The sequence below is a fragment of the Erwinia rhapontici genome (genome assembly GCF_012271765.1).
Taxonomy (GTDB): domain Bacteria; phylum Pseudomonadota; class Gammaproteobacteria; order Enterobacterales; family Enterobacteriaceae; genus Erwinia; species Erwinia rhapontici.
Genome location: NZ_VRKO01000017.1, coordinates 145,273 through 166,084 on the forward strand (window position 1 = coordinate 145,273; position 20,812 = coordinate 166,084).

General features: G+C 52.0%; 21 protein-coding genes. 9 read left to right on the forward strand and 12 right to left on the reverse strand.

The genetic code is table 11. The annotated features are described in order from the left end of the window. Positions 1–35: 35 nt before the first annotated feature. Genes FVB43_RS22365 through rfaQ form a run of 3 tightly spaced genes read right to left on the reverse strand, consistent with a single transcriptional unit; the run spans position 36 to position 3,330 of the window. Complete coding sequence (locus FVB43_RS22365; RefSeq protein WP_167864797.1) at positions 36–1,139, reverse strand: glycosyltransferase; 1,104 nt, start codon at positions 1,137–1,139, stop codon at positions 36–38. Further along, positions 1,136–2,266, reverse strand: a complete 1,131-nt coding sequence (locus FVB43_RS22370) for a glycosyltransferase family 4 protein (protein ID WP_167864798.1) — start codon at positions 2,264–2,266, stop codon at positions 1,136–1,138. The genes FVB43_RS22365 and FVB43_RS22370 overlap by 4 nt, the downstream gene beginning before the upstream one ends. Continuing rightward, on the reverse strand, positions 2,263–3,330 hold the full coding sequence (gene rfaQ, locus FVB43_RS22375) for a putative lipopolysaccharide heptosyltransferase III (protein WP_167864799.1): 1,068 nt from the start codon (positions 3,328–3,330) through the stop codon (positions 2,263–2,265). The genes FVB43_RS22370 and rfaQ overlap by 4 nt, the downstream gene beginning before the upstream one ends. 178 nt (positions 3,331–3,508) lie before the next feature. Between rfaQ and FVB43_RS22380 the strand changes: the two genes are divergently transcribed. Both FVB43_RS22380 and FVB43_RS22385 read left to right on the forward strand, forming a co-directional pair. After that, on the forward strand, positions 3,509–4,471 hold the full coding sequence (locus tag FVB43_RS22380; RefSeq protein WP_167864800.1) for a polysaccharide deacetylase family protein: 963 nt from the start codon (positions 3,509–3,511) through the stop codon (positions 4,469–4,471). Continuing rightward, positions 4,468–5,559 carry a glycosyltransferase family 9 protein gene (locus FVB43_RS22385; protein ID WP_167864801.1) on the forward strand — a complete coding sequence of 364 codons (1,092 nt, stop codon included), beginning with the start codon at positions 4,468–4,470 and terminating at the stop codon, positions 5,557–5,559. Before FVB43_RS22380 ends, FVB43_RS22385 begins: the two co-directional genes overlap by 4 nt. Before the next feature lie 38 nt (positions 5,560–5,597). Here FVB43_RS22385 and galE read toward each other — a convergent pair whose 3' ends face one another. The 6 genes from galE to rfaD are packed head-to-tail and all read right to left on the reverse strand — an operon-like array spanning position 5,598 to position 11,999. Next, entirely contained in the window at positions 5,598–6,614 is a 1,017-nt protein-coding gene (gene galE, locus FVB43_RS22390; protein WP_167864802.1) for a UDP-glucose 4-epimerase GalE, read from the reverse strand. A 19-nt stretch (positions 6,615–6,633) separates the two neighbouring features. Beyond that, positions 6,634–7,869: an O-antigen ligase family protein gene (locus tag FVB43_RS22395; RefSeq protein ID WP_167864803.1), complete on the reverse strand. Its 1,236-nt coding sequence runs from the start codon at positions 7,867–7,869 to the stop codon at positions 6,634–6,636. Next, entirely contained in the window at positions 7,866–9,041 is a 1,176-nt protein-coding gene (locus FVB43_RS22400) for a glycosyltransferase (RefSeq protein ID WP_167864804.1), read from the reverse strand. The genes FVB43_RS22395 and FVB43_RS22400 overlap by 4 nt, the downstream gene beginning before the upstream one ends. Continuing rightward, a complete protein-coding gene (gene rfaC / locus FVB43_RS22405; RefSeq protein ID WP_167864805.1) occupies positions 9,038–10,003 on the reverse strand; it encodes a lipopolysaccharide heptosyltransferase RfaC in 966 nt (321 codons plus the stop codon). The genes FVB43_RS22400 and rfaC overlap by 4 nt, the downstream gene beginning before the upstream one ends. Next, complete coding sequence (gene rfaF / locus FVB43_RS22410) at positions 10,004–11,050, reverse strand: ADP-heptose--LPS heptosyltransferase RfaF (protein ID WP_159338317.1); 1,047 nt, start codon at positions 11,048–11,050, stop codon at positions 10,004–10,006. Between the two features lie 16 nt (positions 11,051–11,066). Then, entirely contained in the window at positions 11,067–11,999 is a 933-nt protein-coding gene (gene rfaD / locus FVB43_RS22415) for an ADP-glyceromanno-heptose 6-epimerase (RefSeq protein WP_167864806.1), read from the reverse strand. A 229-nt stretch (positions 12,000–12,228) separates the two neighbouring features. Here rfaD and FVB43_RS22420 point away from each other — a divergent pair, with 229 nt between their 5' ends. Both FVB43_RS22420 and tdh read left to right on the forward strand, forming a co-directional pair. Next, positions 12,229–13,440 (forward strand): glycine C-acetyltransferase, encoded by a 1,212-nt coding sequence (locus tag FVB43_RS22420; protein ID WP_159338318.1) that lies wholly within the window; start codon positions 12,229–12,231, stop codon positions 13,438–13,440. Beyond that, entirely contained in the window at positions 13,437–14,465 is a 1,029-nt protein-coding gene (gene tdh, locus FVB43_RS22425; protein WP_167864807.1) for an L-threonine 3-dehydrogenase, read from the forward strand. The genes FVB43_RS22420 and tdh overlap by 4 nt, the downstream gene beginning before the upstream one ends. Positions 14,466–14,522: 57 nt before the next feature. On the opposite strand, the gene FVB43_RS22430 is transcribed toward tdh, so the two are convergent. Both FVB43_RS22430 and envC read right to left on the reverse strand, forming a co-directional pair. Further along, complete coding sequence (locus FVB43_RS22430; RefSeq protein WP_167864808.1) at positions 14,523–15,449, reverse strand: divergent polysaccharide deacetylase family protein; 927 nt, start codon at positions 15,447–15,449, stop codon at positions 14,523–14,525. A 2-nt stretch (positions 15,450–15,451) separates the two neighbouring features. Beyond that, positions 15,452–16,759, reverse strand: coding sequence for a murein hydrolase activator EnvC (envC, locus tag FVB43_RS22435; protein ID WP_167864809.1), 1,308 nt, complete (start codon positions 16,757–16,759; stop codon positions 15,452–15,454). 352 nt (positions 16,760–17,111) lie between these two features. Here envC and FVB43_RS22440 point away from each other — a divergent pair, with 352 nt between their 5' ends. The 5 genes from FVB43_RS22440 (at position 17,112) to cysE (ending at position 20,258) form a co-directional block, all read left to right on the forward strand. After that, positions 17,112–17,543: a rhodanese-like domain-containing protein gene (locus FVB43_RS22440; protein ID WP_133846427.1), complete on the forward strand. Its 432-nt coding sequence runs from the start codon at positions 17,112–17,114 to the stop codon at positions 17,541–17,543. Positions 17,544–17,560: 17 nt separating this feature from the next. Next, a complete protein-coding gene (gene grxC, locus FVB43_RS22445; protein ID WP_133846426.1) occupies positions 17,561–17,812 on the forward strand; it encodes a glutaredoxin 3 in 252 nt (83 codons plus the stop codon). A gap of 83 nt (positions 17,813–17,895) precedes the next feature. Beyond that, positions 17,896–18,357, forward strand: a complete 462-nt coding sequence (secB, locus tag FVB43_RS22450) for a protein-export chaperone SecB (protein WP_133846425.1) — start codon at positions 17,896–17,898, stop codon at positions 18,355–18,357. Then, positions 18,357–19,376 (forward strand): NAD(P)H-dependent glycerol-3-phosphate dehydrogenase, encoded by a 1,020-nt coding sequence (gene gpsA, locus FVB43_RS22455; protein ID WP_133846424.1) that lies wholly within the window; start codon positions 18,357–18,359, stop codon positions 19,374–19,376. The genes secB and gpsA overlap by 1 nt, the downstream gene beginning before the upstream one ends. Positions 19,377–19,436: 60 nt before the next feature. Beyond that, positions 19,437–20,258 (forward strand): serine O-acetyltransferase, encoded by an 822-nt coding sequence (cysE, locus tag FVB43_RS22460; RefSeq protein ID WP_133846423.1) that lies wholly within the window; start codon positions 19,437–19,439, stop codon positions 20,256–20,258. Between the two features lie 62 nt (positions 20,259–20,320). Here cysE and trmL read toward each other — a convergent pair whose 3' ends face one another. Beyond that, positions 20,321–20,794, reverse strand: a complete 474-nt coding sequence (trmL, locus tag FVB43_RS22465) for a tRNA (uridine(34)/cytosine(34)/5-carboxymethylaminomethyluridine(34)-2'-O)-methyltransferase TrmL (protein WP_133846422.1) — start codon at positions 20,792–20,794, stop codon at positions 20,321–20,323. Positions 20,795–20,812: the final 18 nt, after the last annotated feature.

Consider the following 20,812-nt stretch of genomic DNA (forward strand, 5'->3'; position numbering starts at 1 on the left):
CGCACTGAATTAATCTATCATGCGAACGATGCTTATTATCTTTGTAATGATAAGTATCGGTCAATAATAATGTCGTAACTGAATTTATGGTACATTTCTTCACATACAAGTGGGGGGGAATCCCATGCCTGACGCATTTTTTCTGCCAGAGAAGCGCTGGTTAACTCTGCCAGGAACGGTTGAAGCTCCCCTGTCATAATTTCAGATGCTCCCCCCGGGCAGGCGGTACTGACCACTGGCGTGTGGCAGATCAGAGCTTCAATAAGCACAGAAGGTAAGCCTTCGCTGTCGGAACTCAGAGCAACCATTTTGGCTCCTTTGATCACCGGGAGAGGATTTTTGATAAACCCGGCGAAAATCACTTTATCCTGTAAGTTTAGCGTCAGAACCTTATGCTGAATGATGCGAGTAACGGCCTCTTCTCCTTGCCCCACAATCACCAGCTTGCAGGGTAAATTGGCAAGCGAGAAGGCTTCTAATAAGCGGTCATGGCGTTTCACCTCATGAAAACGGCCAACATGCGCAATATAGTTTTCCCGGGCGTAAGGATTACTCTGCGCTGCGCGGGCGGTGATGTCCCCCAGATGGAACGGATTGTAAATCGTCATGACGGTCTGTGGCTTCAGGCCCACATTGCGGAGTAAATCCTCCCCTACAGCCTCTGACACGGAGATAATATTGCGGTTTTTATAAACTTTTTTTATTTTTCTGGCTTTCAGCCAGCGGCTGAAACCGGTTTTATTGCCCAGGTACGATCGGGAGAACATGCCATGAACACAGAACCACAGATTGCAAGTGCTGAGTAAGCTGGAACGCACCACAATACGATCGGTCTTGTGCAGGCTGCTGACAACTAGTGTGGGTTTACCGTACTGGCGGAAAAGTTCAGGCAATAACCGATCCACAGATGCCGCGCGCCTTTTCAGTTCACACAGTTTCCTGAATGGTCCTTTGCCGCCATTATCATGGTCGACGACATAATTTATTTCGTCGGGTATCTCATAATCAAGACGGTCACTTAATGACAGTAACGTCACCGTATGACCGCGCTCCGCGATCCCTTTTGCCAGAGTGAGAGTCACATTCTCTGCACCGCCGCCGGGCAGCCCATCGATGATAAACAAAATATGGCTTTTCATTGAGCTAATACTCTTTGATAAAGGTCGATCAGTTGTGACGAAAGGCTTGTAGGGGTACAGGGCATGATCTTTTCACGCGCTGCGCGGCCCATGGGGGATTCCAGCGCCTCGCGGGGCAGTTGCTGAACCGCCGCCGTTAATGCCGGTACATCCAGGGCATCAGCCACAAAGCCATTAACCCCTTCCGCAATGAACTCAGCGCCCCCACATGTGACACTGGTGATCACCGGCAGACCACATGCCATCGCTTCAAGAATAACATTAGGGAAAGGGTCATACAGTGTGGGTAATAGCAGGGCATCCGCTGCCTGATAGAAAGGCAAAGTGTTTTTTTGTACACCCATAAAGCGAACACGCGACAAGCAGCCTAATGAGCTGGCCAGCGCCCGGTATGCTTTCTCATTTTTATCCCGACCAATCACAATCAGATAGCTTTCAGTGGGAGCAATCGCCCGTATTGCAGCTTCCAGTCCTTTTCTTTCAAAACCCGAGCCGACAAAAATCAGACAATGTGCCTGAAGGGGGAGTTGATATTGCTCACGTAATTGGCGCTTCAGTGCAATATCCGTGGGGCAGTATGCATCGTGGTCTATGGCGTTATAGATGACGGAAATTTTTTCGGGTGCAACATGAAATTGCTCAATGATTTCTCGTTTTATCATCTCTGCATTGCAGATAACGGCTTTTAATTCGGGCGCTGAGTACATGTCTGACTCTGCCTGCATCACATAACGGTGATAAGGATTGAGAAACAGCAGCGGGTGGCGCCACGAGGGAAGTATTCGGGCCCGTTGATGCAGCCAGTTGCGATGCACGCCATCCCCTGCACGATAGATATCGCACCCGGCTATACGTTCATGGCTTTGCACCAGATCGAACTTTTCACTTAACCATACTGTTCGGGCCGCTTTCGCAAAGCCTCGTTCACGACTGATTCTCCCCAGTTTCAGGGGATTGCATAAATGGATATGCCAGTCAGGATTATTCTCACCCTGCCATTCACGGGTGATTACATTCAATTCTAGATTCTGCTTTTCAAGTGCGAGTAGTGCACGCGAGATAAAGCGTTCGGCACCGCCATCCGGACGATATTTTTGGCGTACCAGGGCCAGACGAAACGGTTTCATATTAGCAATTCCCTTATTGCATTGAGCACTACTTCGACGGGGATTAAATCAAGGTAGCGTTCATCAGTTTTGGTATCGATATCATCCGGGTCCGGCAGCGGGCCATAGTCGCCTGCCCAGAGTGTTTTTCCCTGCGCCTGCCACGGATGCCAGAGTGTCAGTTTGCTGGGGCCGAAGAGGGCAACGCAGGGTGTGTTGAGTGCGGCCGCCATATGCATGGGAACGGAGTCTACCCCGAGGAAAAGCTGCGCGTGGTCAATCAGCGCGGCTAACTGGCGCAGAGTAAGCTGCCCGGCCAGAGAAATCACCCGTTCTTCAGGGCTGCTTGCCAGGATAGTGGCGACCATTTCCTGCTCTCGCTTGTCCGGGCCTGATGTGATCACCAGCGTGTAGCCATCGGCCTGCAATGCGCTTATCGTGGCGGCCATGTTGGCCTCTGTCCAGCATTTGAAAAACCATCGTGAGGTGGGCTGAACCACAATAAATTTACCCTGGACTGCCTGCTGACGTAATAAGCCTTCAACCTTTTGCCAGTCACCGGCGTTATAGCTCATGATGACCTGCGAGGACGCGACAAGATCGCCCAGCGGTGCCAGCAGCGAAAGATTCTGTTCGACGGTATGCAACTGCTCATGTCCGGCAATGGAGACGAGCCGGGTATGGCAAAAACGCCATAGCGCACCACGGCGTTTGGGAAAGTCGAAGCCAAGCCTGATTTTTGCACTGGTCCAGCGAGCGGCAAGGGCGCTGCGCCACTGATCTGCCAGATTGATAACCACGTCATATTGGCGGTCGCGAAGCTGCTGCAAAAGCTGCCATTCATGTTTGATATGCACCGCTGCGCCCAGTTTCTTCCACTGCCGGTCGATGGTGATCAGCCGGGAAATGGCTGGGTTGGCTGAAAGCATCTCTTTGGTTTCCTGGTATAGCAGTACATCAACGTCTGCCTGCGGCCAGTTTTGCTTAAGCGTATTGATAACCGGAGTGGTCAGAAGCATATCGCCATGATGGCGCAATTTTATCACCAAAATGCGTTTTGGCAGAGGAACAAGAGCTGAATTCATGATGCTTTGCTTTCCGGGAAACGGGAGGTGAATTCTAAAGGAGCAAGGCCGGTGTGGCTAGCGTTGCTCCGTTTTCTCTGCGCAGGCGTGCTGAAGGTACATTGACTGCAAAGTCATTTGCTCTGATGAAACGGGCTGCGTAACATAAGGTTAAAAGCTTAATTCAGGTTCCCCATTCATGGCTAAACCGGCGTTTATTATTACTATTGATACCGAGGGCGATAATCTGTGGGAAAATCACGATCGCATCTCGACCCAAAATACCCATTATCTACCGCGATTTCAGGCGCTGTGCGAAAAGTATGCCTTCAAGCCGGTATATCTTACTAACTATGAGATGGCGGTAGACCCTGACTATGTTGCCTTTGCGCGCGATGTCATTGCGCGTGGGGTCGGCGAAATTGGTATGCATCTTCACGCATGGAACAGTCCACCGGTTGAATCTCTGACGGACAACGACTGGCGACATAAGCCGTATTTGATTGAATACCCTGCCGGGCAGGTCCGCAGCAAAGTGGAGTTTATGACCCGTCTGCTGGAGGATACGTTCCAGACGAAGATGCTGAGTCATCGCGCCGGGCGCTGGGCCTTTAACGAATACTATGCCGCCCTGTTGATAGAGTATGGCTACGTGGTCGATTGCTCGGTAACGCCAAAAGTTAACTGGCAGTTTTCCCCGGGTAATCCGCAGGGAAATGGCGGCACAAATTACCGTGATTTTCCTTCCCATGCTTACTTTATTGATGAGAAAAACATCGCTCGTGCGGGGCAGTCGCCCCTGTTAGAAGTGCCGATGACCATTCAGTACAAACACTCTGGGTTGATGAATTCGCTAAAAAGCGGGTATGACCGCCTGCGCGGTAAGCAGCGTTCGCCCTCGGTACACTGGTTACGTCCTTCTGGCGGCAATGTTGAGATGATGAAGCGAGTTGCTCAGCAGTCGATGGGTGAGGGGCATGACTATGTGGAATTCATGCTGCACTCGTCCGAATTTATGCCTGGAGGCAGTCCGACATTTGCCACTGAAGAGCATATTGAACACCTGTATCAGGATCTGGAACAGCTGTTTAGCTGGCTGGCAGAACGTACGGTTGGAAAAACACTTGCAGAGTATTACCGGGATAAGACAGGCACAAAATGAGAGAGTCTAAAAAAGTAAAAATCGGCCTGTGTCATTTTATTCTTGGGCTGTTTAGCCGACAATCGCGCGCCAGTGAAGAGAAGCGTCAGGCTCTGGCCAGCGAACCGTTTACGCGTATTCTGGTCTATTCGACCACGGCGCTGGGGGATTATATGTTTAACTCCCCGGCGTTACGTGCCATTCGCTTACGCTATCCGACCGCCCACATTACGCTGGTCTCACACCCTAAATACGCCAGCTTGCTTACCCGGCGGGATTATTATGATGATGTGCTGTTCTGGAATAATAAAGTTAACAGTCTCAGGGCGTTACTGAAGCAGACAAAGCCGCTCCAGCCTCAGTTAGCAGTCCTGTTACATTCCCATATGCCTTACGACATCATGAGTGCAGCGCTATCTGGCTGTCAGTTTATTGTCCGAGATAATTATGCCAAGCCAGTGGGAAAGATGGCCCATTGGTTGGTGTATGGGCTGGACCATTATGATGACCATGTGATTGCCCGAAAAATGAAGTTGGTTTCGGCCCTAGGTTGTGCAACAGATAATGTCGATATGGCCTTACCCTGTGAGTACGTGCTGGCGGAGAAGCCCGCAGGAACACGGCGCATCGGTTTTCAACTGGGGGCATCAACGCGTATTCGCTGCTGGCCGCCGGAATATTATGCACAGCTGGCTAGCCGAATGGTCGCCAGCGATGCGAACCTCGACATTGTCCTGATAGGATCGACTGAAGAAACCCATCTTGCCGAGAGTTTGCTGGCTCAGGTCGACCCGGCTGTTGCTAAGAGGATTACCAGCTACGTCGGTAAAACGACGCTGCCGCAGCTTTTGGGGGTGATTGGCTCAATGGATCTTTTGGTTACCGGGGATACCGGGCCTTTCCATCTGGCGATTGCTTTGAAAGTCGCCACATTAAGCCTGTTTGCTACAGAAGACCCCCGCCGCAGCGGTCCCTATCAGGATCGTCAGATTCATCGGCAAATTTATCGACCGCTTACAGACCCCAGAGTTACCGATAGACATGAGCCGCTGCGGGCGGTTTCAACCGACGAGGTGTTTGCGCAGGTGAGCGAAATGCTGAATAGCTAAAGAGCAGGGCCAGCATGGGGCTACGGCTGGCATTCTGTTTACGGTTGAAAACCGGTCGGGTTTTTTTCCTGCCAGTTCCAAGTATCGCGCATCATCTGATCAAGTCCGCGCTGGGCTGTCCAGCCAAGCTTATCTTTGGCTAATTGCACATCGGCCCAGCACTCAGCAATATCCCCTGCGCGACGAGGCATAATCTGATAGGGCACTTGTCGTCCCGATACTTTCTCGAACGCTTTGAGCATCTGTAATACGGAATAGCCCACTCCCGTGCCTAAATTATAGGTCGTCACGCCCTGCTGCTGGTGGATATGCTCCAGTGCTTTCAGATGGCCTTCGGCCAGATCCATCACATGAATGTAGTCACGCACGCCAGTACCATCGACGGTGGGGTAGTCATCACCAAAAATCGCCAGCTGGTGTAATTTCCCACAGGCAACCTGTGAAATATAGGGCATCAGATTGTTAGGAATGCCATTAGGATCTTCACCTATCAACCCGGACTCATGCGCACCGACAGGATTAAAATACCGCAGGATGATGATAGAAAATTCAGGACAGGCTGTGCCGAAGTCACGCAGTACTTGTTCAACCATCAGCTTGGATGTTCCGTAGGGATTGGTGGTGCCTCCGGTGCGAGATTCTTCGCGAAGTGGTATCTCTTCCGGTGCACCATAGACTGTCGCGGAGGAGCTAAAAATAAAGTTTCTCACCCGTGCGGTACGCATTTCATCCAGCAGTACCAGCGTGCCGCTGACATTGTTTTGATAGTATTCCAGCGGCTTTCTCACCGACTCACCCACGGATTTGAGCCCGGCAAAATGGATAACGGTTGAAACGGCGTGCTGTGCAAAAATGTTTTTCAGGCAATCACGGTCGTTAATATCACCCTGATAAAATGTGACCCGCTGGCCGGTAAGCTGTGCCACACGCTCTAATGCGATGGGTGAAGCATTGACCAGGTTATCCAGAACCACCACCTTCTGGTGGTGCTTGAGCAGTGTCAGTACGGTATGTGAGCCGATGTATCCAGCGCCGCCAGTAACCAGAATTGCCATGCGTAAGTCCTCAGGGTTTTTAGTGTGTGGCTGAATCAGTTGTACTCGCCACGGGATGCTTCTTTGCTTCAGAACAGAGATAGAAAGGCATAAGTAGCACTAAAATCGTGACATACCGGTGATCGATTAACAATGTATCCGTACTACCATAAATCACGGTCGGGACAATCAATAACAGTGTTGTGCTGTAAGTACCGGTGAATCTGCGTGATGCCACGGCAGTACCAATGTAAAAGGCCAGTAGCGTAATCAAACCTAGCCATCCCCTTAAGGTGATAGCTTCAAGTAAATCATTGTGATAGTGGTTTTTAATCGATCGGATAGCTTCAGGATTGCCATTTTCATGCTTGAGAATGTACTGACGCGCCAGAGTGTCACGTCGGTCGGCGCTCTCCCCTAAAGGGCTGTTGCCGGTCGCGAAAAAACCGGCTTTCCACATGCTAAAACGTGCACCGAGCGAGGTGTTATCGTTATTATTCTTATATGCCTCATATTCAGTGGCCGAGTCCGCAATTCTGTCTATGGCTTTATTGATTTTAGGCAGGCTGAAAACGGCAGCGATAATCAGGATGGCTAACAGCATTGCACTGTTTCGTTTGGTAAAAAATTTTTCTTTATAGAGCAGGGCTAAGACCAGCAAAGGATACGTCAGCAGTACCGAGCGTGTTTGCGTCAACACCAGCATGTAGCAGGTGATGGCGATAATCCCAATGACTGAAAATGGCTTCATCCAGCCACGGATTTTTAAGACACCAAACGTGGTCGCCAGGGAAAGCACAATGAATACGTAGGCTGTCATTGTTGCTACAGTATTAATTTCTAATCGGGCATAGGGGGAGCTTATTTTTATAGCAAGAATGGTTGTATAGATAAAGCCAACAGTGACCCAGAAATAAGCACCAACCCACCCTTTACTGGAAATTTTATCTCGATGGAGAATAAGGTAAAATGTCGTAATGCTTCCCACAAATAATCGCTTTGCCGTCTCAGCATAATTTTCATCGATCCTGAAAAAGGTCACCGAAGGGTAAAGCCATGTTGAAAGCGCGAGTGAAAGGCTCAGTAACAGCGTCAGTAGTACAACGGTGAAACCGGCATTCCATTTAACGGGTGTTCTTTTAATAACTAAGTCGATTAATGCGATAAAAGCAGCAAGGTACAGCGCATTTCGGCAAATTGTTGATGCTGCAAGTGTTGCTGAAAGTGAAATACAACTGAGCCATAAAACTAGAATTGTTGTTTTGGATGAATTCATTTAATTTTTTTCTGATAAGATAGGTGGTTATTTATTTTTTTCGAAAGGTTGACAGGCTCGGCAATATTTTTATTGTGATTGTGAATTTTTTCCAGGTAATAAGAATATTCTGCAGTATTAATGTTTTTTTCAATAACATCAGCACAAATGATGGGATCAACCATCTTTGGACTGACCAAGGTATCGGTAACCGGATCATAGCTAAAGTAAGGTTTTTCAACCATATATCCAGATTTTGATTCATATTCTTCTGGTGCCATGGTTGGGGTGATACCGATTCCGGTAATCCCATTTTCAATCACTTCGCACTGACCATCGATAAGAGAGTAAATACAAGGAACCCCGTGATTGATGGCATCAGCACATGATAAGCCGTACGACTCTGATATTGACATACTCATATAAAAGTCAATAGATGTATAAAAATCTGTAAGACTTTGCTGGAAGCCCATGAAATCAACATAGGGCTCGATATTCAGTTTTTTTACTAAGGCTTTGAGGGCTTCTTCATTCGTGCCTTTGCCCGCAATCTTCAGTCGAGCGTTGATCCCTCTTTGACGTAGCTCTGCCACGGCCATAATGGAAACACCAATCCCCTTAAGAGAAACTAGGCGTGAGGCGATACCCAGCGTTACCCCTGTGCGGGAAGGGGGCTTTTTATCCGGCGATGGGGTAAATACGGCTTTGGTGAGCAAGTTGGGTATGATCTCAACCGGGGCCTTCAATGCGAAGCGCTGCTGCATGATGCGTTGAGATGCCTGACTAACGGCGATGGCACCGTCAATACTGCTAAAGAAAGTCATAATTTCGTCGTTGTTTGCGTATCGCCAGGATGCGCCATGATCGTAGTAAAACGATTTATAGTTGGCTGATTTCTTGAAACGACGTGGTACAAGGTCCCAAAAAACAACGACGTCAGGCTGTTGTCTGGCAATTTTCAGAGGCAGGATGCGCTTACGCAAAAACGAAGGGTATTTCAGGGAAAGCCCGCTGAAAATGCGGTTCACAAAGACGATATCTCTGCTTTTCAGCTCTTTGCTAATTTCATCAGCCACATGCTGGCTGATGCACAGGATGCAGTCCTCACCCTGTGTTTTACTGCGCATATATTCGATGAAGACTTTTTCAGCCCCGCCCATCTTTTCCAGATTAATAACATGGACGCGTTTCATAACTTATTTTCCTGCATCAGAGAAAAAACCTCATGAGATGAGATAGATGCCATCGAGTTATCGGCAGATTTTTTGGAGATCTGATTCTTCCCATATCCGCCAATCAACCCCGGATCGGTCGGGCCGTAAAGAGTAATGTTCGGACGGTCGAGCGCGGCAGTTAAGTGACTTAACCCGGTATCCACCGACACCACGGCACGAGCGCCGGCAAGCGTGCGGGCGACCTGTTCCAGCGTCAGCTTTGGCAGCACCTCGACAAAATCGAAGCCCTCTGCCAGCCGCAACGCGCGCTGATGCTCATGCTCTGCACCCCAGGGTAATTTAATCGTTAAACCTGAAGGCTGCATTAACTCGATCAGTTCGCGCCAGTGCGCTTCCGGCCAGTGCTTATTGTCGCGCGTGGTGGCGTGCAAAAACACCAGATACTGATTCGCATCGGAGGGGAGTGCCTGAGTAAAGTGCTGGGCGATAGCGTAATCGCCGATGGTTGTCGGGAGCGCATACCCCAGGCTTTTCGCAAACAGCTCGCGGGTGCGCTGAACGGCGTGCTGCTGTTTGCTGATTTCATGGCGTTTGTCATACCACCAACTGGCAAACGGCTCACGCGCGCTGCGGCTGTCCTGCCCATGTTTAACACCTTTCGCCAGACGTGTTACCAGCGCTGCGCTCTTAATCAGCCCTTGTGCATCAATGATCGCATCGTATTCGCGCGACTGAAGTGCACGTTTAAACACCACGCGTTCTTCGCGCGCCTGGCTGCCAAACCAGTGTTTGCGCCAGCGGCGGATGGCCACCGGTAATACCCGATCCACGGCCGGGTGCCAGGAAGGGATCTGAGCAAAACCCTCTTCCACTACCCAGTCAAAGCGAATCTCAGGGATAGCGCGCATGGCATCAGTCAGAGCAGGTAATGCGTGCAGTACATCCCCCATTGAGGATGTTTTAATAATCAAAACCCGCATTCAGACTCCATGCCGTGGGCAAAGCGTTGCCAGCTCAGTCATGACCCGCTCTGGCGTAATATCAATCAGGCTTTGGTGGTAACCTTCATCGGCATCACCTTTGCGAACTTTATGGTAACCCGTAATTAAACGGATCACGCGGGCTTTGCGGGACAGTGGTGGGGTAAAGTCCGGGCTGCTTGGCCCGTAGAGGGCGACCAGCGGGCGATCCAGAGCGGCAGCAATGTGCATCAGGCCTGAATCGTTACTGACCACGGCATCACAGGCCGCCAGCAAAATGACGGCTTGTTCCAGCTGGGTTTCTCCGGCCAGGTTACGGCAGTGCTGGCGTGCATCTTCTGCCAGAGCCGCCAGAATCTGCTGCCCGGTTTCATTGTCTTTGGCGGAACCAAACAGGACCACCTGGTAGCCCTGGTCGATCAGGCGTTGTGCCAGGGTAGCGTAGTGGTAATGTGGCCAGCGCTTAGCAGGGCCAAATTCCGCGCCAGGGCAGAACCCAATCATTGGGCGCCCGGAAGCAAGACCAAAGGCGCTGACGGTCGCGTGTTTTTCCGCTTCCTGTACCGCTAACTGCGGCCATAACAGTGGCTGTGGCAGATCGTCGGCGTGGTGGATACGTGCTTTATCGTACGCCAGCGCCACATAGCGCTGGACCATCAGTGGGAATGCGGTTTTATCCAGTCGACGCAGATCGTTCAGCAGCCCGTAACGCATCTCACCGCGCCAGCCTGTGCGGCGTGGGATAGCGGCAAAAAACGGAACGAGAGCGGATTTAAACGAGTTAGGCAGCACAAAGGCGCGGTCATAGCCGCTTGCCTTCAGCATTTTTCCCAGGCGGCGGCGTTCGGCTATCTCCAGAGCACCGTGGCCCAGTGGCATCGCCAGCGCCTCATTCACTTCCGGCATCCGTGACAATAACGGACGGCACCATGCAGGTGCCATCACATCAATAACGGCATCGGGGTGCTCGGCTTTGAGGCTGCGATAGAGACTTTGCGACATCATCATATCGCCGACCCACGATGGGCCGATAACCAGAATTTTCATTCCCGAACAGTGCCTCTTACGCTTTACGATTCAGCCAGGCCATATACTCTGCCACACCTTCAGCAACCGTTTTGAAAGGCTTGTCATATCCGGCGGCACGCAGCTTGGTCTGGTCTGCCAGGGTGAATGCCTGGTAGCGGCCTTTCAGTTTTTCCGGGAACGGGATGTACTCAACTTCACCGTCTTTGTGATATTTCAGCGCCGCATCAGCGACTTCCTGGAATGATTCGGCACGGCCAGTACCGCAATTGAAGATGCCGGACACGGCATTTTCCCAGAACCACAAGTTAACCGAGGCGACGTCTTCTACATAAATGAAGTCACGCTTGAAGCTATCGCTGCCCTCAAACAGTTTCGGGTTTTCACCGTTGTTCAACTGGGTGTTGAGGTGGAAAGCTACGCTTGCCATGCTGCCTTTATGCCCTTCGCGTGGACCATAGACGTTGAAATAGCGGAAACCACAGACCTGAGACTGTGCTTCAGGCAGGATCTCGCGCACGTAGTGGTCGAACAGCATTTTGGAGTAGCCGTAAACGTTCAGTGGTTCTTCGAACTGACGTTCTTCAATAAAATCGCTATTACGGCCGCCGTAGGTGGCAGCAGAAGAGGCGTACAGGAAGGGAACCTGATGTTCCAGACACCAGTGCAGCAGCTCTTTGGAGTATTGATAGTTATTATCCATCATGTACTTGCCATCCCACTCAGTTGTGGAAGAGCATGCGCCTTCATGGAATACCGCTTCAACATCACCGAAATCTTCATCCGCCAGGATGGAGATCAAGAAGTCTTCTTTGTCCATATAGTCGGCAATGTTCAGATCGGCCAGGTTGGCGAATTTGGTGCCGTCTTTCAGATTGTCTACCACCAGAATATCGGTGTGACCCTTATCATTCAGTGCCTTGATGATGTTGCTGCCAATCATTCCAGCGCCGCCAGTGACGATAATCATGAGCTTTAACCCTAAATGGTGGGGTGGAACAGGGGGTTCCACTCGCTAATGGCCCATATCATAACATCTCATCGCGAAGTCGACAGCCAGAGGCGGGGGGGGAGAGGGCGTGTCGGGGGTGTTTTCCGTGATTTATGTGGCAAAAAGCAGATTATTCCGCGTATATGAACAGCCATGTGCTTCACTTTCAGTTATCTGTATCGCAAAAAATCTAACTGGGAGGATAAAGGTGAATCAGAAATTCTATCAGCAGATTAATGAGCAGCTTATCAGCGCTGAAAGTGAGGGACTGTTTAAACGGGAGCGGCAAATCGTCAGCGCGCAGCAGGCGGCCATTATGCTGGCTGATGGCAGTGAAGTGCTGAACTTTTGCGCCAATAACTACCTGGGGCTGGCGAATCATCCCGCTCTGATTGCTGCCGCAAAAGCAGGTATGGACAGTCATGGGTTCGGTATGGCCTCCGTGCGCTTTATTTGTGGCACCCAGGACAGCCACCGGCAGCTGGAAGGGGCGCTCGCAGAGTTTCTCGGGATGGATGATGCCATTCTCTACTCTTCCTGCTTTGATGCCAACGGCGGTCTGTTTGAAACGCTGTTGGGGCCTGAAGATGCGGTGATTTCTGATGCGTTAAATCATGCCTCGATTATTGACGGTATTCGCCTGTGTAAAGCCCGGCGTTACCGTTATGCCAATAATGATATGACTGAACTGGCAGCCTGTTTGGAGCAGGCCCGTTCTGAAGGTGCCCGCCATATTCTGATCGCCACCGATGGTGTGTTTTCTATGGATGGGGTGATCGCAAACCTGGCAGGTATTTGCGATTTGGCAGATCGTTATCAGGCGCTGGTGATGGTTGATGACTCTCATGCTGTCGGATTTGTCGGGCACCTTGGACGAGGAAGTCATGAACACTGTGGCGTGATGGGGCGGGTTGATATTATTACCGGCACGTTAGGCAAAGCACTGGGTGGGGCTTCCGGTGGGTATACCGCCGCGAAAAAAGAGGTGGTTGAATGGCTGCGGCAGCGCTCGCGGCCTTATCTGTTTTCAAACTCACTGGCACCGTCCATTGTGGCGGCTTCCCGGCAGGTACTGACGATGCTGGCTGACGGACAGGGACTGCGTCAGCGGTTGTGGGAAAACGTCAGCTATTTTCGTACAGCTTTGAGCGCAGCAGGTTTTACGCTGGCCGGGGCCGACCACGCGATTATTCCGGTGATGCTGGGCGATGCGCGGCTGGCACAGACGTTTGCCGCCCGATTACAGCAGGAGGGGATTTATGTCACGGGTTTCTGTTATCCCGTTGTGCCTAAAGGTCAGGCACGCATTCGCACGCAAATCTCTGCGGCTCATACCCCGGCTCAGTTAGAACGTGCGGTCGCAGCCTTCCGCCGGGTGGGCCAGGAACTGCGTGTGATCCCCCAGGGAGAAACACCATGAAAGCATTAGCAAAACTGCACCCCCGGCCCGGCATCTGGATGATCGACGATGCGCCAATCCCGGAACCCGGCCATAACGATGTGCTGATCAAAATCCGCAAAACGGCGATCTGTGGCACCGATGTCCATATTTACAACTGGGATGCGTGGTCGCAAAAAACCATCCCGGTACCGATGATCACCGGCCATGAGTACGTGGGAGATGTGGTGGCCATTGGGCAGGAAGTCGCAGGTTTTAGCATCGGCGATCGTGTCTCCGGCGAGGGGCACATCACCTGCGGGCATTGCCGTAACTGCCGGGGTGGACGTACGCATCTGTGTCGGAATGCCGTAGGCGTGGGTGTTAACCGTCAGGGATGTTTTGCCGAGTATCTGGTGATCCCGGCGGTCAATGCGTTCAAAATTCCCGATAATATCTCTGATGATATGGCCGCTATTTTTGACCCCTTTGGCAATGCTGTGCACACCGCACTGTCATTCGATCTGGTTGGTGAGGATGTGCTGATTACCGGTGCTGGACCGATTGGCATCATGGCTGCGGCTATCTGCCGTCATGTTGGGGCGCGTTATGTGGTGATCACTGATGTGAATGAGTACCGTCTGGCACTGGCGCGTCAGATGGGAGTTACGCGAGCGGTGAATGTCAGCGAGGAAAACCTGTCGCAGGTGATGAATGATCTGGGGATGACGGAAGGATTCGATGTTGGCCTGGAAATGTCCGGTGTTCCTGCGGCGTTCAGTTCCATGCTGGAGGTGATGAATCACGGTGGGCGTATTGCCATGTTGGGTATTCCGCCGTCGTCAATGTCTATTGACTGGAATCAGGTGATTTTCAAGGGGCTGTTTATCAAAGGGATCTATGGGCGGGAGATGTTTGAAACCTGGTACAAAATGGCGGCATTGCTACAGTCTGGCCTGGACCTGACACCCGTGATCACCCACCACTATCCTGTTGAAGACTTTCAGCAGGGATTTGATGAGATGCGTAGTGGGCACTCCGGAAAGGTGATCCTGAACTGGTCGTAACTATTTTGGTGCGGGCAGACCTCAACAGAAGGTCTGCCCCTGTATGTGACTCCAGACTTATCTACTGAACTTCACTGACAGTTTATTCTTCAAATCCTGCAATAACGGACTGTTGCTGATGCTTTCGCTCACGACTTCCAGCGCCCGCGTTGCCGGTACTGGCACCACTTTCACACGACAAATATCCCCAGGGTGGAATGGGTTACGTGGCATGGATGGCTGAGATTTGCTGTCTGGTGGCAATGGCTTATTGTTCACGCGCTGCGGTTCGTTAAGCAACTGGCTCGGGCGCACCAGGGTGATATCAGCGGGCAAAGTGGGCAGCATCTGCTGTAATACCCTGACGGTTGCCGGATGGGGATGGCCAATCGCAATCGCTGAGCCATCACGCTGGGCCAGCCGCACTGCGCGGGTAAACTGTTTACGAATATCAGCTTCATTCTGGGTATCGTCCAAAAATACCCGGCGCTTGATCACTTTCACGCTGGTACCCGCTGCGGCGCGGGTCGACTGACTGTTACCGATGGTCATGCTGTCAAGGAAGTAGAAATTATAGTGATCGAGCACCTGCATCACTTTTTGCATCCCTGGCAGGCTGGAGGTCATCGCGCTGCCCATATGGTTGTTGAGACCAACGGCAAACGGGACATCCGCAGCGGCTTCACGGATAATGCGTGCGATCTCTTCCGCCGACATATCCGGACGCAGCGTATCTTTTTCCAGCGGCTGTTTACTGAGAGGGGCCATCGGCAGGTGGATCAGTACCTCGTGGCCACGCTGGTGGGCTTTAGTGGCCATTTCGCGTGCATGGGGAGCATTAGGCAGCACGGCGACTGAAATAGCCGCAGGCATCTGCAATACCTGATTTTCCTGAGCCGGCCGATAGCCAAAGTCATCAATGACAATCGAAAGCTTACCGGCGTAGACCGGACTGGATAACAGCAGTGCGACCAGCAGGCCGCTGAGTTTTCGAGGTTGAAACAAAACTATCTTCCTAACCACGGTTGTGGATTGACTGCTCGTCCCTGACGGCGGATTTCAAAATAGAGCGACGGCGTACCGCGGCCACCGCTGGTGCCGACCAGCGCGATAGGCTGACCTGCACGCACCTGGGTTCCGACGGTGACCAGCGCACTCTGATTGTAGCCATATAAACTCATGTCGCCTTTACCGTGCTCAACCACGACCACCAGGCCGTAGCCCTGAAGCCAGTCAGCCATTAATACACGGCCATCGGCAATCGCTTTGACTTCGGTGCCTTCAGGCGCATCAATCACCAGTCCTTTCCAGCGCAACTCACCCTGCAGCTGTTCGCCAAACCGGTGTTCAATATTGCCCCGTACCGGCCAAACGGCCCGCCCTGCGGGCTGACCCAGACCGCCAGTGCGCGACATCAGTGAGCGTTCACTGTCGGTCGGTTTGTAGGTGCTGCCTTTGCTTTTCGCCTGTGCTTCTCGCTGACGAACTTTTTCTGCCTCACGGGCTTCACGCTCTGCCCGGGCTTTGGCTTCCTGCTCGGCTTTGGCGATTTTGTCGCGCAGGCGGCTTTCGTTCTGCCGTAACTCAACGAGCTGTGCCTGATCTTTCTCCAGCGAAGATTCCAGCGTTGTCAGGGTTTTCTTGCGCGCCTGGCGAGCGCCTTCAAGCTTTTGCTGCTGGCTTTGTTGCTGGTCTAACAGTGATTTTTGCTGAGCTTGTTTATCGATCAGGCTGGTTTTTTGCGCCGACAGGTCGTTGCGGGTCTGCTTCAGCGCTTCGATTGATTTTTGCCGGGCGTCGTTGAGATAACCAAAGTAGGCCAGCATACGTTCACTGCGCTGGCTCTCTTCGCCACTCAGAACAAGCTGTAATCCGTTATGCTGCCCCTGACGAAATGCCGCATCCAGCTGTTGCGCAAGGATCGCTTCCTGCTGCTTTTGCTGTTGCTGAAGTTTGCTAATCGAGGCGGTGAGGTTGGTGATGTCTTTATTGAGCGTGGTCAGGCTGCCCTGCGTTTCACGCAGTTGACGGCTGGCCTGTGCAATAATTTTTTCCTGACTTTGTAGCTGGTCGAGCAACTGATTTCGTTGCTGTTTCTGCAACTGCACGCTTTTCTCTTTAGCGGCAATATCTTGTTGAATGGTTTGCAGTTGTGATTTGTTATCTTCGGCGGCCAGCGCGGAAAAAGAGAACAACAATGCGCCGGTGCAAAGCGCACTGACGGTCAGGGCGGACAAGCTTGCGCGTAACGGCTGAACAACAGCCGATGAATGACGCGGGGTCCTTGGATGTAACACTGTCGCTTTTTCCCTCATATCCGTGGATTATTCCACGATGAACAGCAGCTTACCAGCCATCTCTGAGTGGTTTTCTATTTCTGTCAGTAACAGGCCCGACCTTCTGCCTGTGGGAATAATTGCCCAGAAGCGGCTGAAACGAGCGCATAACGCAGCGCGACAGAAATCCCCATTGCGCAACATTTCACCGCTTAACTTCGCCGCAGTGTCATCACAGGATAGCCGTTTTCACTTAAGGCAACTTTTTTTTGTAAACTGGCGCAGAAATCATAACTCTGAAGGCCTTCTCGACTGTACATGACACTCCTGGCAGGTATACTCAGAAGCCTTATTTTTAGCTTATTAACCCTTTCGGGAGTTGTTACCCCTCATGCAAGATATTATGCAGTTCGCAGGCAATCACACAATTTTAGGTCTGGCGTGGGTTGTTTTGCTGGTTCTGGTGATCGTGACCACCGTTAAGGGCATGTTCTCCAAAGTAAAAGTGATTAGTCGTGGTGAAGCAACCCGTTTAATTAACAAAGAAGAAGCCGTGGTAGTGGACGTGCGTGGGCGCGATGATTACCGCAAGGGCCATATTTCTAACGCGATGAATGTACTGGCTGCAGATATTAAAAAAAGCAGCTTCGGCGAGCTTGAAAAATATAAAGCACAGCCAGTGATCGTCGTGTGTGCAACCGGGACTTCTGCATCTGAATCAGCCACCAAGCTGAATGCAGCAGGCTTCGAGCGGGTCTACGTGCTGAAAGATGGCGTGTCCGGCTGGAGTGGCGATAACCTGCCGCTGGTTCGCGGTAAATAAACTACAGGAGTTCTGGCATGACAAACGTTGAGATCTACACCAAAGCAACCTGTCCTTTCTGCCATCGTGCTAAAGCACTGCTGAGTCAGAAAGGGGTGACTTTTAAGGAAATCCCAATTGATGGGGATGCTTCCCTGCGTGAAGAAATGATAAAACGTAGCGGCCGGACGACTGTTCCACAGATTTTTATTGGTGCACAGCACATCGGCGGCTGCGACGATCTCTTTGCACTTGAAAGTCGTGACGGCCTTAGCCCGTTGTTAAAATAAGGAAAGGCTGCGCATTATGGCGCATATTGCCTGACTATTGCTGCAGCACAGTAACGGATTATTAACCTATAGGATTACGTACCATGTCAGAACAGAACAACACCGAGATGTCTTTCCAGATCCAACGTATCTACACTAAAGATATCTCTTTTGAAGCGCCAAACGCACCGCAGGTTTTCCAGAAAGAATGGGAACCGGAAGTTAAACTGGATCTCGACACTGCCTCCAGCCAACTGGCTGACGATGTGTATGAAGTCGTGCTGCGCGTGACGGTTACCGCAACTGTTGGCGAAGATTCCGCGTTCCTGTGCGAAGTACAGCAGGCAGGTATCTTCTCTATCGGTGGTATCGAAGGAAACCAGATGGCACATTGCCTGGGTGCATACTGCCCGAACATTCTGTTCCCGTATGCGCGTGAGTGCATCACCAGCCTGGTATCACGTGGCACCTTCCCGCAGCTGAATCTTGCTCCGGTTAACTTTGACGCGCTGTTTATGAACTACCTGCAGCAGTCAGAAGGTGCAGCGCCTCAGCAGGATGCTTAATGGATAGCCCTCATGCATCCATGAGCGTAATCGGTGCCGGCTCGTACGGCACCGCTTTGGCGATTACGATGGCCCGTAACGGCCACGAAGTGGTGTTGTGGGGCCATAATCCCCAGCATCAGGCGCAGTTGCAGGCTGACCGTTGTAATACCGCTTTCCTTCCTGATGTTCCTTTCCCGGATACCCTTCGCCTCGAAACCGACCTTGCCGCAGCAATATCCGCCAGCCGCGATCTGTTGGTAGTGGTTCCCAGCCATGTGTTTGGCGATGTGCTCAAGCAGATCAAGCCACACCTGCGTGCGGATTCTCGCCTGGTCTGGGCGACGAAAGGTCTGGAGAAAGAAACCGGGCGGTTGCTGCAAGATGTGGCGCGTGAGATCCTGGGCGATACCATTCCACTGGCTGTCATTTCAGGCCCGACTTTCGCCAAAGAGCTGGCAGCAGGTCTGCCTACGGCGATTGCACTGGCGGCAACAGACGTCGTGTTTGCTGATGATTTGCAGCAGCTATTGCACTGTGGCAAAAGCTTCCGCGTATATAATAATCCTGATTTTATCGGCGTGCAGCTGGGCGGAGCCGTGAAAAACGTCATCGCTATCGGTGCTGGCATGTCGGACGGTATTGGTTTTGGTGCCAATGCGCGTACCGCGTTGATTACCCGAGGCCTTGCTGAAATGAGCCGCCTGGGTGCTGCACTGGGTGCCGATCCCACCACCTTTATGGGCATGGCCGGGCTGGGCGATCTGGTGCTGACTTGTACCGATAACCAGTCGCGTAACCGTCGTTTTGGCATGATGCTGGGGCAGGGTGCTGATGTTGAAGGTGCACAGCAAACTATCGGCCAGGTCGTGGAAGGTTTCCGCAATACCAAAGAAGTGAAGGCGTTGGCCGCGCGTTATGGCGTGGAGATGCCGATCACCGAGCAAATTTATCAGGTGCTCTATTGCGGAAAAGATGCGCGCGAGGCAGCATTAAATCTGCTCGGCCGCACAAGGAAGGACGAAAACAGCGGGAGCTGAACTGAGCGTGTTGTAGCCTGTGGCGTCTGACCGGACGCCATTTTTAATGGGGAGAGAGCCATGCCGTGTGTAGAGCCTGAACTGATCTGGGATAACATTAAAACGGAAGCGCGTGCGCTGGCCGACTGTGAACCAATGCTGGCCAGTTTTTACCACGCCACTCTACTCAAACATGACGATCTGGGTAGCGCTCTGAGCTATATGCTGGCCAATAAGCTGGCAAACCCAATCATGCCAGCGATCGCCATCCGTGAAGTCATTCAGGATGCCTATCGTCAGGACCCCTCGATGATCATCTCTGCTGCCTGTGACATTCAGGCGGTACGTCAGCGCGACCCGGCGATCGACAAGTACTCGACGCCGCTTTTGTACCTGAAAGGCTTCCATGCGTTGCAGGCTTATCGTATTGGCCACTGGTTATGGAACGAAGGTCGTCGTGCACTGGCGGTTTACCTGCAAAACGAGGTGTCTGTTTCTTTTGCTGTCGATATTCATCCGGCAGCGAAAATTGGCCGTGGCATCATGCTCGACCACGCCACCGGGATCGTTGTCGGTGAGACGGCAGTCATTGAAGATGACGTATCGATCCTGCAGTCAGTCACCCTGGGCGGTACTGGCAAAACCAGTGGTGATCGTCATCCTAAGATCCGCGAAGGCGTGATGATCGGTGCGGGTGCCAAGATCCTCGGCAATATTGAAGTCGGGCGTGGAGCAAAAATTGGGGCGGGTTCTGTGGTGTTACAGCCCGTACCGCCGCATACCACTGCCGCTGGCGTGCCGGCACGTATTGTCGGCAAGCCGGGCAGCGATAAGCCGTCGATGGATATGGATCAGCATTTCAATGGCATGGTGCCAGGCTTCGAATTCGGCGACGGGATCTGACAGCGGGTCGGGCATGCCCGACCCCTACGTACAGCCATCACATTTCGCATGCCTCGCCCGGCTTAATTCCTCAGCAGTGCCCCTGCGTAATCCAGCTGCCGCCACGCTTCATACACGACTACTGACACTGCGTTCGAGAGATTCATGCTGCGGCTATCCGGCATCATTGGGATGCGGATTTTTTGCTGCGCAGGAAGTGCATCGAGAATGGTCGCGGGCAGGCCACGTGTTTCAGGTCCAAACAGCAGGTAATCCCCCGCCTGATAGCTGACAGCGCTGTGGGCAGGTGTTCCCTTGGTCGTTAGGGCAAACATGCGCTGTGGGGCTTCTGAGGCCGCAAATGCCGCATAGCTCTCATGATGGGTAATGGCGGTGAACTCATGATAATCCAGCCCGGCACGGCGTAGCCGTTTGTCATCCCAGGCGAAACCGAGCGGACCGATTAAGTGCAGTTTAAAGCCCGTATTGGCGCACAAACGAATGATATTGCCGGTGTTCGGCGGAATTTCGGGTTCAAATAAAACGATATTTAGCATGTTACGGCCCTCAGGAAC